The organism is Mucilaginibacter glaciei, from assembly GCF_014773245.1.
GTDB lineage: Bacteria > Bacteroidota > Bacteroidia > Sphingobacteriales > Sphingobacteriaceae > Mucilaginibacter > Mucilaginibacter glaciei.
Genome location: NZ_JACWMX010000006.1, coordinates 83842 through 97498, shown reverse-complemented (window position 1 = coordinate 97498; position 13657 = coordinate 83842). Strand labels below are relative to the sequence as shown.

10 protein-coding genes are annotated in these 13657 nt (G+C 45.3%); 7 read left to right on the top strand and 3 right to left on the bottom strand.

The window, feature by feature from the left end; all coding sequences use genetic code 11:
- Positions 1-3: 3 nt before the first annotated feature.
- From IDJ76_RS15020 to IDJ76_RS15000, 5 genes are all read left to right on the top strand, one after another.
- Complete coding sequence (locus IDJ76_RS15020) at positions 4-3579, top strand: FG-GAP-like repeat-containing protein (protein ID WP_191164166.1); 3576 nt, start codon at positions 4-6, stop codon at positions 3577-3579.
- 21 nt (positions 3580-3600) lie between these two features.
- Positions 3601-4920 (top strand): vanadium-dependent haloperoxidase, encoded by a 1320-nt coding sequence (locus tag IDJ76_RS15015; protein WP_191164165.1) that lies wholly within the window; start codon positions 3601-3603, stop codon positions 4918-4920.
- Positions 4921-4945: 25 nt separating this feature from the next.
- Complete coding sequence (locus IDJ76_RS15010) at positions 4946-6511, top strand: FG-GAP repeat domain-containing protein (RefSeq protein WP_191164164.1); 1566 nt, start codon at positions 4946-4948, stop codon at positions 6509-6511.
- 13 nt (positions 6512-6524) lie between these two features.
- Complete coding sequence (locus tag IDJ76_RS15005) at positions 6525-8072, top strand: FG-GAP repeat domain-containing protein (protein WP_191164163.1); 1548 nt, start codon at positions 6525-6527, stop codon at positions 8070-8072.
- Between the two features lie 124 nt (positions 8073-8196).
- Positions 8197-8580 carry a hypothetical protein gene (locus IDJ76_RS15000; protein ID WP_191164162.1) on the top strand — a complete coding sequence of 128 codons (384 nt, stop codon included), beginning with the start codon at positions 8197-8199 and terminating at the stop codon, positions 8578-8580.
- Here the strand turns inward: IDJ76_RS15000 and bla are convergent.
- From bla to IDJ76_RS14985, 3 genes are all read right to left on the bottom strand, one after another.
- Positions 8577-9299: a subclass B1 metallo-beta-lactamase gene (bla, locus tag IDJ76_RS14995; RefSeq protein WP_191164161.1), complete on the bottom strand. Its 723-nt coding sequence runs from the start codon at positions 9297-9299 to the stop codon at positions 8577-8579. The two genes, IDJ76_RS15000 and bla, sit on opposite strands and share 4 nt — an antisense overlap.
- On the bottom strand, positions 9300-9953 hold the full coding sequence (gene pgmB / locus IDJ76_RS14990) for a beta-phosphoglucomutase (RefSeq protein WP_191164160.1): 654 nt from the start codon (positions 9951-9953) through the stop codon (positions 9300-9302).
- Between the two features lie 190 nt (positions 9954-10143).
- A complete protein-coding gene (locus IDJ76_RS14985) occupies positions 10144-10398 on the bottom strand; it encodes a (2Fe-2S) ferredoxin domain-containing protein (RefSeq protein WP_224746346.1) in 255 nt (84 codons plus the stop codon).
- Between the two features lie 170 nt (positions 10399-10568).
- Between IDJ76_RS14985 and IDJ76_RS14980 the strand changes: the two genes are divergently transcribed.
- Positions 10569-11141: a thermonuclease family protein gene (locus IDJ76_RS14980; RefSeq protein ID WP_191164158.1), complete on the top strand. Its 573-nt coding sequence runs from the start codon at positions 10569-10571 to the stop codon at positions 11139-11141.
- 83 nt (positions 11142-11224) lie between these two features.
- Positions 11225-13657 (top strand): penicillin acylase family protein, encoded by a 2433-nt coding sequence (locus IDJ76_RS14975; RefSeq protein WP_191164157.1) that lies wholly within the window; start codon positions 11225-11227, stop codon positions 13655-13657.

The following is a 13657-nucleotide window of genomic DNA, read 5'->3' as shown; positions in this document are numbered from 1 at the left end:
ATAATGAGAGCTTTAAGATTCCCCATATTAATTGCCATTGCGCTATTTGCGTTCTCCTGTAAAAAAGCCACGCTTTTTGAAAAAGTAGCCTCGTCACATTCCAACATCAAGTTTAATAATAACATTGTAGAGAACGATTCTATCAACCCGCTGGATATGCTCAATATTTATAACGGCGGGGGCGTAGGCGTGGGCGATTTTAACAACGATGGCCTGCAGGATCTTTACTTTGTGGGTAATGCGGTATCAAACAAATTGTATATCAACAAAGGCGATATGGTTTTTGATGATGTGACCGATAAGGCCGGTGTAGGCGGTAAAGGAGGCTGGGGAAGGGGCGTGGCCGTGTTTGACATTAATAACGACGGCTTTAAAGATATTTACGTTTGCAATACGCTTTTAAACAATCCGGTAAAGCGAGTGAACCTGCTGTATATTAACCTGGGCCCGGATAAAGACGGCGTTCCGCATTTTAAGGAGCAGGCGGCAGCATACGGCCTGGATATTAATGTACACTCCACAATGGCTTCGTTTTTTGACTACGATAATGACGGCGACCTGGATATGTACCTCACCGTAAACGAAGCCAAATCGACAGATAATACCAGCGCTTTCAGACCGATAATTACCGATGGCAGCGCCCGCAGCACGGGCAGGCTTTACCGTAACGATTACAACGCCGCGTTAAAACACGCGGTTTACACGAACGTTTCCAAACAAGCGGGCATTCTGATAGAAGGCTACGGACACGCAACCAGCATAGCCGATATTAACCGAGATGGCTGGAAAGATATTTACGTTACCAACGACTTTTTACCCAGCAATATCCTGTACATCAACAATCACGATGGTACTTTTACCGACCGCACACGTGAGTATTTTAAACATACCGCCACCAGTGCTATGGGGCAGGATATACAGGATATTAATAACGACGGACTTGCCGATGTTTTTGAACTGGATATGGACCCCGAGGATAACTATCGTAAAAAGATGTTTATGCCGGGCACGCAATACCAGCTTTATCAAAATTTTGACAACTACGGCTACCAGTATCAGTACAATCACAATACCTTACAACTTAACCAGGGCCCGCGCCTGGGGCAAAATGATTCGATAGGTGCACCTGTTTTTAGCGAAATAGCATTTTTGAGCGGCGTAGCCCAAACAGACTGGAGCTGGGGCCCTATGATAACCGATTTTGATAACGATGGTTTTAGGGATATTGTAGTTACCAACGGATACCCCCGCGATGTTACCGATCATGATTTTATCACCTTCAGGGAAGAGTCGTATGCCGTAGCCACCAAAAAACAAGTGTTGGATCAGATCCCGGTGGTGAAGATCCCTAACTACGCGTTCCGTAATACGGGTACCCTGCAATTTGAGGATGTTTCAAAAAAATGGGGGGTAGACGAGCCGAGTTTTTCTAATGGTGCCACCTACGCTGATTTGGATAATGACGGCGCTATGGATATGATCATCAATAATATTAACAGCGAGGCATCGATATACCGCAACACCCTGCGCGAAAATAATAAAGACGACAGCCACTACCTGCATATTCAATTTAAAGGCGACGAACAAAATAAGGACGGTATAGGTGCCTGGGCCGATATTTATTACAATAATGGCAAGCACCAGGTTTATGAGAATTCGCCTTTCAGGGGATACTTATCAACTATTCAAAACATAGCCAATTTTGGTTTGGGAAAAGTAACCCGGATAGATTCGGTGGTGATCAAATGGCAAAACGGTAAACAGCAAAAATTGCAAAATGTAAAGGTCGACCAAACACTCACTGTTACCATAGCTGATGCAAAAATCGGCTATAGCTTTGATGCGCCGAAGATCAACACACAATCCCTGTTTACCGAAGTAACCAAAAACGCGGGTATTAACTACATCCATAAGTCGGACGATTTTATAGATTTTAACATCCAGAAACTCATTCCACATAAATTATCGGAATATTCGCCGGCCATTGCTGTAGGCGATATCAACGGCGATGGTTTTGATGATATGGTGGTTGGCGGCACTTCCAAATATCCGGCACAGTTGTTTCTACAACAGGCCAGCGGCAAATTTATTCAAAGGGAGATGCTTGCAACGGTACCATCGGGCGGCACCAAATTTAAAGACGAAGGACTGCTGCTATTTGATGCAGACGGCGATGGCGACCTTGACCTTTACGTTGCCAGCGGTGGTTACGAGCAGGAACCAGGGTCTATATCCTACCAGGACAGGGTTTATATGAATAACGGGAAAGGGGATTTTACCTTGCAACCCGACGCTTTGCCCGCTAACTTTACCAGCAAGTTATGTGTGAAGGCAGTTGATTACGACAAGAACGGCAAGCTTGATCTGTTTGTATCGGGCAGGGTGCAACCATGGGAATACCCTAAACCGGTATCGAGTTTGATATTACGGAATGACAGCAAGCCCGGCCAGATAAAATTTACAGACGTAACACCAACCGTTGCCAAAGGCTTAACCAATATAGGCCTGGTATGTGATGCCGCATTTACAGATTATGATAACGATGGCTGGCCAGATCTGGTAATTACCGGCGAGTGGATGCCCGTTAAGTTTTTTAAAAACGACCACGGTATCTTTAAAGATCAAACGGAGGGAACGGGAATTGCTAATCAGTTAGGTTGGTGGAACACCATTACCGGTGCCGATTTTGACCACGATGGTGATATAGACTACATTGTTGGCAACACTGGTTTAAATACTTTTTACAAGGCTACAGATCAGTACCCCATGTATATTACCGCTAAAGACTTTGATAACAACCACAGTTATGATGCCTTCCCATCTGTTTTCCTGAAAGATAAGAAGGGGGTAATGCAGGAGTTCCCGGCACATACGCGCGAGGATATTGTGAAACAGATGATCAGCATGCGGATCAAGTTCCAGAACTTTAAATCGTACGCGGTAGCGACAATGGATAGCGTAATAACGCCCGAAATGCGTAAAGGTGCTATCAGGTTAAAGGCTAACATGTTGCAGTCGTGCTATCTGCGTAATGACGGCAAGGGTAAGTTTACGATGATACCATTGCCTGAAGCCGCGCAGATTTCGCAATTAAGCGGTATGGTGGTTGATGATTTTGACGGCGATGGTAATTTGGACGTAGCCTTAAGCGGAAACGATTTTGGCACCGAGGTAAGCACCGGCCGGTACGATGCCTTTAATGGCTTGTTATTAAAGGGCGATGGCAAAGGCGGTTTCAAGCCACTCACCATTCAGCAAAGCGGGATTTATATCCCCGGCGATGGTAAGGCTTTGGTGAAACTGCGCGGCGCTAAAGGGCAGTATTTACTGGCGGCATCGCAATATAAGGCTGCGTTAAAATTGTTTGAATTGAAAAAGCCGGTAAGCACTGTTAAACTGCAGCCTTTAGATATGTTTGCCACCATTAAATACAAAAATGGTAAGGCTGAAAAAAGAGAGTTTTATAACGGTGGATCGTTCCTGTCGCAATCTGCAAGGTTTTTTAACACCGACAAGTCAATGGCCTCGGTTACGGTGACGGACAATACAGGCCATGCGAGGAGTATTCTGTTAAATTAATATATTGCCTAACCTATTGATATGAAATATTTAAAGATTTTATTTGCCGCTGCTTTCGTTGTGTTCGCCACAGGTTGCAAGCAAAAAGATGAGGCAAAGCTACTAAGCGATGCCGAGGTTTTACACAACAATGTCGACCAGCTTACCCAGGTTATTATTTATGATGTATTTAGTCCGCCGGTTGCAAGCCGCATTTACGGCTACACATCGTTAGCCGCGTATGAAACGATGCGCTTTGCCAACCCAAAATACAACTCGATTGTGAGCCAGTTAAATGGCTTTAAACCCATCCCGCAGCCGCAAAAAGGTAAAAAGTACAATTACGCCCTGGCAGCCACCAAAGCTTACTTTACGGTAGCGCACAAGGTTACCTTTTCAATAGACACACTTAAAAAGTACGAAACAAAGGTATTTGCCATGTACCAGGATAACCTGGACGATTCTACCTACGCCCGGTCGATGGCCTTCGGCGAAAAGGTGGGCAAAGCTATTTTAGGTCGCGCTGCTTTCGATAACTACCCGCAAACAAGGGGTAAACCAAGGTTCTTGGGTGTAGAAGAAGACGGTAAATGGCGCCCCACCGCACCCGACTACCTGGACGGTGTAGAATTTTGCTGGGGTACGATGGAAACCTTCGCGGTAAAATCATCGTCAGACTTTGCGCTGCCGCCGCCACCTCCGTTCAGTAAAGATAAAAACAGTGAATATTTTAAGCAGAATTTATCGGTTTATAACCAAAGCAAAAGCAATACGCCCGAGCAGCTCATCATTGCTAAGTTTTGGGATGATAACCCCTTTGTGATACAGCACAGCGGGCACATGATGTTTGTTAACAAAAAGATCACCCCCGGCGGGCACTGGATAGGGATAACTGCCATCGCGTGCAAAAAAACCAAAGCCGACGCGGTGAAGATTGCGCAGGCTTATGCTTTAACCTCGATAGCCTTGTATGATGCCTTTATTTGCGGCTGGCAGGTTAAATACGCCACGCAATACATCAGGCCGGTAACAGTTATTAATGCCGAGATTGATAACCGCTGGCTGCCCTTGCTGCAAACCCCGCCATTCCCTGAATATCCGAGCGGGCATAGCGATATCAGCGGTGCATCGGCAGTGATCCTGACGCATTTATTTGGTGATGATTTTAGTTATATGGATACCAGCGATTTGCGCTATATAGGGATGCAGCGCCATTTCGATTCGTTTTTAAAAGCAGCGGACGAATGCTCTTTAAGCAGATATTATGGTGGCATCCATTATAAAGTAAGTGTTAATGCGGGCGCTACACAAGGCAGGCAAATTGGCGAATACATCTGGAATAAGTTAAAATTGCAGAACTAACAATAGTAGAAGTATTAAAGGTCTTATGAAACTGAATAGAACATTTTTATTTACATCATCTTTATTATCGGGCATTTTTTTATTGGCGGCCGGCACCTTGTTTAACGGCTGTAAAAGTAAACCGACCCAAGCATACGAACTAACCGGTGATACCATTGCCGATGGTAAGGCCCTGGTACAATTGCATTGTACCAAATGCCATTCGCTGGTACCTGTAAACGCGCTTACAAAAACGGTTTGGACGGTACATAGCCTGCCAGCCATGTCGCAATTTTTAGGTATTTCAACCTATGGTACTGATTATTACAAAGCCGACAAAGACACTGCGGGCCTTTCGCTTTTAGAGTGGCAAAGTATTGTTACCTATTACAAAAAAATGGCACCCGATACCTTAATGCCGGCTAAAGCGCCCTCGCCCTTATTAAACGACTGGGCTGGTTTTAGTATAATAAAGCCTGCTAAGGTTAATGATATTTGTTTTACTACCATGGTGGCATCGAGCCCTAATACAGGCAAATTGTACACAGGCGATGTGGTATCCGGTTACATGACCGGGTGGACAAGGGATTTGAAAGAGAGCGGGCAAACTAAATTACCTTCGGCTGCGGTAAATGCCGAATTTGTAAAGGATTCGACAGGTGCCGAGCAGGCCATCATCTCCTGCATAGGCCGTTTAGACCCGGTTGATTTTCCTAATGGCAGGATCTATAACGTTGCATTAGGTAGTAAAAATCAACAGCCAACCGAGGTGGCATCAGACTTGCCTCGCCCGGTACAAACCCTTAATGCCGATTTTGATAAGGACGGCTCCAATGAAATTATTGTTTTAGGCCAGGGGCATTTACGAGGTGGGATATTTTTACTCAAGCCAACAACCGACCATAAATCATACAAGCAATTTACCATCAGCAGCAGGGCAGGAGCCGTGCAGGCGGTGACCGGCGATTTTAACAAAGATGGCTGGCTGGATTTGATGGTGCTGTTTGGCGAGAATAATGAGGGCTTAGCGCTTTTACTAAACGACCATAAAGGCGGTTTTACATCAAAAGATCTGCTCAATTTCCCGCCAACGAATGGCTCGACCAGTTTTCAACTGGCTGACATGGACCATGACGGTAAGCTTGACCTGATCTATACTTGCGGCTACAACTTTCGCGATTCGCGGATCCTGAAACCGTACCATGGCTTGTATATTTTTAAAAACCTTGGCGATTTTAAATTTAAGCAAACCTTGTTTTACCCCATAAACGGCTGCACTAAAGCCATCGCTACTGATTTTGATAAAGACGGCGACCTGGATATTGCCACCATAGCATTCTTTGCCGATATGAAGAGTAAGCCGGCCGAAGAGTTTATTTATTTTGAACAGGATAAACCAATGAACTTTAAAGCGCATGCCGTACCGGTTAGCCAAAATGGCCGATGGTTGAGCATGGAAGTGACCGATCATGACGGCGACGGTAAACCGGATATTATTTTAGGCAATTACGCGGCAGGTTTTTTGTTTCAGCCTAACTTTACGCCCAATTGGGATGAGCATACTCCGTTCATCATATTGCAAAACAACACAGGTAATAAGCATTACAGGTAGCGGGTGAAGATTGATGCGAAAGAGATATAAGTTGTCTATTAATAAAACGGCCATTTTAATTGCTGCAGTGATCACTGCGGCAATTTTTGTGCTGAACGGTTGCAGTGAAAGTCCCACTCAAAAAGCCGGCCGCGAAGTGACCGAAGGTGGTGACCTATCAAAAAAGTATTGTGTTAGCTGCCACCAATATCCCGAACCTGCACTGTTAGATAAACGCACCTGGGAGCGGGGCGTATTGCCTGCCATGGCTGGTAAATTAGGCCTGCAGCAGGAAATGGGCGCTTATTACATGGATGCCCACTCGCAAATAAACCTCGAAGACTGGCGGAAGATAAACGCCTTTTACCACACCCTTGCCCCACAAAAACTAACCCTGCCCAAGCGTACTGCCGTACATGATTGGGGTATTTTTGAATTGGTGCGGCCCGCGGTTGTAGATACTACCCACGGCCCGGCGATGACCAGTATGGTCAAATTCAATCCTTATGATCATCTAATCTACACAGGTTTGGGTAACGATGTATATAGCTGGGATAGCAAACTAAAAGGTACGCTCGTAAGATCGTTGCCATCGCCCGTTACGGCGGCTAACTTTTTTAAGACAAACGATGGAAAAAATGCTGCGGTGTTTACCTGTATTGGCGTACTGCCGCCAAATGATCTGCTTAAAGGCAGTATGCAGCAAGTCATGCTGGGTTCGAAAGATCCGGCTATGAGGTTGGTTACTGATAGCCTGCCCCGCCCCGTGCAAACCGCCACCGGCGATTTTAACAAGGATGGCTTAACAGACTACATCGTATGCGGTTACGGCAACAATGTTGGCGGCATTTACCTGGTACAGCAGCAGCCCGATCATACTTTCAAAAGAAAGGTTATACGAGCATTACCGGGTGCCATACAACTGGAAACCGGCGACTTTAATAATGATGGCTGGCCTGATGTGCTTTGCCTGTTTGCCCAGGCAGACGAAGGCGTATGGCTGTTTTTAAACGACCGTAAAGGTGGCTTTACTACTAAAAACCTGCTGCGTTTCCCGCCCGTAAATGGTACCAACAGCTTCCAGCTGGTTGATATGAATAACGACGGCAAAAAAGACATTGTTTACACATGCGGCGATAATAACGATTACTCCAGTATATTTAAACCCTATCATGGGGTATATATTTTTACTAACCGGGGCGATTTTACCTTCAGGCAAACTTTTTTTTACCACATTAACGGGGCATCAAAGGCCATGGCTGCCGATTTTGACGGCGATGGCGATATGGACCTGGCCGTTATCGCGTTCTTCCCCGATTTTGTGGATCATCCAGAGGAGGGTTTCACCTACATGGAGCAACTCTCGCCCAATAAGTTTAAACCTCATGAACTCCCTATTAGCCAATACGGACGTTGGCTTACTATGGATGTCGCAGATGTTGACGGCGACGGCGATCAGGATGTTGTGCTGGGCAATTTTTCTATTTACGGCGACAGGCTCATTAACCAAAAGGAGTTTAAGCCAAATTGGGACCTGTATGAGCCTGTAATCTTGCTGAGAAACAAGACAAAGCATCATTAACACATTTTTTATTAAAATTATTTATTTGATTAATAAATAGTTATGATTCAATTCGTTTATTTGATAGTACTATGTATTGCATGATACCATGTTATGTGTATGTTTGTGATATAAATTAAATAATATGAAAAAGTTCATTTACAAACACATTCAAATCATTGCCTTATTTGCCATGATGATCATCAGTGGTGTATCCTGCCGCAGGGGTAACAGCACAACCATATCAATGCGCGATGACAATAATTCGCAAACTATAGAATACTCGGGCAGGGTAGTGTTCGGTACAGATCACAGAAGTATAGAAAGCATCTCTAAAAAGGGTTACGTAAAATTTGAACGCAATGGTAAGAAGGTAGGAGCCGAAGCGGGTACGAACGGTAAGATCAGTTACGAATTTGACGGCGGCAGCCCCGTACAGGTTTTAGATGAAGGCCAAAAGCTTTTTGTAGCAGATGCCGTGCAAACCATCATCAAAGAGCGGAGCAAATTACAGGCAATCAAAAATTAATTGTTTAAGATATTTAGGGTATGCCCTAACTGTTTTTTACCGCCCTGCCATCCCTGGTGGCCGGGAATTATAAATGCTGCCTGCGGATATTTGTCAGCTACATTTTTGATGGTTTGCGGCCATTGCTTTAGGTTGGCATCTCCGGTAAAACCTTTGGTGCTGGCGTCTATGCTTTTAACCAGGCATCCTCCAAAAAGTATCTTACCTTGGGGCAGCCATACCACAATATTATCGCTTGTATGGCCTTCGCCGGGGAAGAAAGTTTTTAAAGTAGTGCCTGCAATAGTAAATGTAGTGTCGTTTGCAAAGGTAAACTGTGGTAACTCGTTATGTTCTTTTTTGGCGAGTAAATAGGTTTGGCGGCTAGCATAGGTTTTGGCTCCCAGCTTTTTTAACACATTAAAACCGCCCACGCAATCGTCATGAAAATGTGTGGCAACGCAAAAGATGATCTTTTTGTTGAAACGTTGCTTAACACTATCTACCAATTGTTGGGTTTGTTCATCACCCCAGGGCGTATTAACCAGTACAATGCCCTTTGGTGTTACTGCAAATAAACTGTTGGCAGGGAAGGGCTCATCATCACCGGGAGGGTAACCGTAAGAGGTGCAGGCGTAAAAGTTTTTAATTAAGTGGCTGATGCTGATCTTGACCGGCTTTTTTTGGCCGAAGCCTGCGGCCGAAATCAACAGGCAAACTATCAAATGAGTTAACTTCATTTACAATTCCTCCAGCATCTCCAGCGTCATTTTATCCAAACCGCTCACCACCAAATTAGCCTGTTTAAGCGTATCGGGTGATCCAATGCCTACTGCTTTCATACCCCCGGCTATCGCGGCTTCTATACCGGCTATGGCATCTTCAAATACTACGCAGTTTGCTGCCGCTACCTGCAATGCTTCGGCTCCTTTGGTGAATACTTCCGGGTCGGGTTTGGGTTTGCTTACGCTGTTGCCATCTATCACGGCATCAAACAGAGGCAATAGCTCCAGTCTGGTCAATATTGTGGGCGTGTTTTTACTGGCAGAGCCGATAGCTGTCTTCAGCCCTGCATCGCGGCAGCTCAATACAAACTCGCGCGCACCGGGTAAGATCTCGGCAGGCGTCATGGTGTTGATCATATCGGTATACCATTCATTCTTTTGGGTAGCCAGCTGCTCTTTCTCGTCGTCGGTTTTGTTAGTAATATTTCCCCAGCCCAGGATCAGGTCGAGCGAGGCCATCCGGCTTACGCCCTTTAGTTGTTCGTTCTGTTGCTCGGTAAAATCGAACCCCATCCCATTGGCCAGCCGTTTCCAGGCTTTGTAGTGGTAAACAGCAGTGTCGACAATAACTCCGTCGAGATCAAAAATGCAGGCTTGGATGTTTTTCATAGTACGGTAAAGGTAAAAGTTGGTTTGGTAATAATCGTTATAAATAGTTATGGAAGCTATTTGTTTAGGTAGTTAGCGTAATACATTCTATTACAATATATACCCTTTTCGTGTAAGCCATCAGGATCAAGCAAACAAAGCATTCATGAATATACATGCGTGCTAATAAAATCAAATACGACAGCGAAGCTTAATTCTTATCGAGCAGCAGCTTTAAAACATCTTTTTCCTCATATTCCTTTAGCCAGATATTACCCGGAGAGAGAGTACATATTGGTGCCCAATCGCAACGGTCTGTGCATTCCATACGAATCACTTCAACATTGCCCTTGCCATCTTTAACAAATTTTCCGGCAGTTTTATATAGGCTTTTGCCGCCGCGTTTAGCGCATTTGCTACCTGTACACACAAACAGCACTTTATCCGGTACAGTAAATTTAGCCATTGCCAAAAACATTTCGTTGTTGGTTGAACTTGCAAAAGTCGGGTTTGTTTTTAAAATAAATTTTAACCGTGATTTTCCTGATTTATGGATTAACAGGATTTCACAACAGTAGTTGGGTCAAGAAAATCCTTTAATCCCATTAATCAAGGTTCAGTTTTGTATCATTGCAAATGCTCAAAAAGTCCTTCGTCTTTTGCCTTTTCTTATTAGCAATTACCACTGCCTGCAATAAAAAGGAGACTTTATACAAAGTGGTAAAGGTAAAAGATGGAGATACTATAGAACTGCTTTCTCCCGATCATCAGAACATCACCGTAAGGCTGGCTGAGATTGATGCCCCCGAAAAAAGCCAGGCATTCGGGCAGGCCGCCAAGCAATTTACCGCCGACCTTTGCTTCGGCAAAATGGTGAAACTCATCGGTAACACTAAAGACCGTTACGGTCGCACGGTGGCAACCATTGAGTTGGAGAACGGAACTAATGTCAATTATGAAATAGTGAAAAACGGTTATGCGTGGCAGTACCTGGCCTACTCGCACAATAATGTAGAACTGGCCGGGCTCGAGCAAAATGCCCGCGAAAGTAAACTTGGGCTTTGGCACGATCTTAACCCCACACCACCCTGGAGCTTTCGGCGGGATGAGAAAACACAACGGTTAAATAAGCCGAAAGTACAATCAACCAAACCAAAAAGACATTATCGAAAAAGAAGAAAAAAACTGCCGGAAGCGGTTAGTTTTTAGTGAAAAAATAGAGATTTTTAGAGATTTACAGCCTTAAAACACTTATGGTTATAAATCGTTATCTTGCCTGAAATCCACCCAGTATGAAGATATTTAAGGCGCTATTTGCTGTACTGCTAACCGGCCTGCTGATATGGGCATTGCAAACTAAGTTTGGCGATATCCCGCCATTAGGGGCTTTCCTAAACCCGGCTACCGGCTTTTGGCAAAATGCTGAAAGTAAGGATGGTGCAAAAGATAAAGAGTTAAATCTTAGCGGCTTACAGGGTAAGGTAACCATCCGTTATGACGAGAACCGTATCCCGCACATCTTTGCGGAAAACGACCACGACCTCTATTACGCGCAAGGCTATGTAACTGCACAGGAGCGCCTTTGGCAAATGGATATCCAAACCCGCAGTGCAGCGGGCAGGCTCTCAGAAGTGGTTGGTGTGAAGGCGTTGGAAGTTGATCGTTACCATCGCCGAATGGGCATGGTTTACGGTGCCGAGAATACCCTGCGCGGCATCATGAAAGACCCGGTTATGGGCAAGGCGATCACCGCTTACAGTGATGGGGTGAACGCCTACATCAAAACCCTTAGCCCTGCTCACTATCCAATTGAATTTAAACTGCTCAACTACGCACCCGAGGAATGGAAACCCATTAACTCGGCTTATTTGCTTAAGTTAATGTCGGAGACTTTGGCAGGTGGATCTAACGAGCTGGCCATGACCAATGTGATGAATAAATTTGGCGCAAAGGTGACCAATGACCTGTTCCCCGACCGCGAGATGCACGAGGACCCTATTATCCCCGCTGGCACTAAATGGGATTTTAAACCCTTACCTGTGCCACAACCACCGGCAGCTTTCAAAGCGCAGCTGTTGGCAAGTATGAAACCTAAGGATAGGGTAGAGGGGATAGGCAGTAATAACTGGGCTATCAGCGGAAGTAAAACGGCTTCGGGCTATCCTATACTGGCTAACGACCCACATTTAAATCTTACTTACCCCTCCATATGGTACCAGGTGCAACTGGCAGGCCCGGGGGTGAATGTTTACGGGGTGAGTTTGCCCGGTGCGCCTTGTGTGGTCATCGGTTATAACCAAAAAATAAGCTGGGGCGTAACCAATGTAGATGCCGATATACTGGACTGGTATCAAATTAAATTTAAAGACAATAGCCGTAACCAATACTGGTACAACAATAAATGGAATAATGTAACTAAACGTGTCGAAGTGATAAAAGTGCATGGCGCCAAGTCTGTTATCGATACGGTATTGTATACCGTGCATGGCCCGGTGGTGTATGATAACGCCGGTATAGCCAAAGGCGGCCGCGAAAACGTACCGGTAGGTAATGCCCTGCGCTGGGTGGCACACGATGAATCGGACGAGTTTAAGACATTCTATTTACTTAACCGTGGTAAAAACTATGCGGATTATCGCGAGGCGCTCAAATACTTTTCGGCACCGGCACAAAACTTTGTCTTTGCATCGTCGGATAAGGATATTGCCATTACGCCAAATGGTAAATTGCCCTTGAAATACAAGGACCAGGGCAAATTTATAATGGACGGCAGCAACCCTGCAAACGACTGGCAGGGCTTTATCCCTAACGAGCAAAACCCAACTGTAAAGAACCCGCCGCGCGGATTTGTGAGCTCGGCCAATCAATCATCTACCGATGCTACCTATCCGTATTACATCAACTGGCAATTTGCGCCTTATGAGCGTGGTAAACGCATTAATGACCGTTTAGGTGCAATGCAGAAGGCAACGGTGGATAGCATGCGCAACCTGCAAACAGATACCTATAGCATCCGCGCGCAGGATATTTTATCCACCATGCTCAAATACATCGACCCGCGGCAGCTGGATAACGAACAGTTGGCTGCGCTGAATGAATTGAAAAAATGGGATAAAAATATTGTAGTGAACTCAGTAGGGGCCAGCATCTTTAACACCTGGTGGCAAAAGTTTTACCGCCAAACCTGGAACGATAGCTTCGGCGGCGATAAAACAGTGCTTAACTTTCCGTCGATGGACAGAACGGAAAAACTTTTAATGGAAGATCCTAATGCTGTTTGGTTTGATGATAAGAAAACACCGTTTAAAGAAACTGCTGCCGATCTGTTAAGTCGTACGTTTAACGCTACCGTGGCTGAGTTAACCACAAAATACGGCAATATGGGCGCGGCATGGCAATGGGGTAAGGTGAAAAAGTTTGAAGTGCGCCACCTGGGCAATGTACCCGGCTTTGGATCGGGTAATTTTGAATCGGCAGGTACAGGGTCAACGGTAAACGCCTTAACCGACGGGCATGGTCCGTCGTGGCGCATGGTGGTGCAAATGGGGCCGCAAACCAAAGGTTACGGCATTATCCCCGGCGGGCAATCCGGCAATCCCGGTAGTTTTTATTATGACGATATGCTGCCCGTTTGGAAGGCGGGCAAATTGAAAGAACTGCTGTTTCTGCAATCGACAACCGAAAAATCAACACGGATCAAATCGACCTTAATCTTAAATAAATAA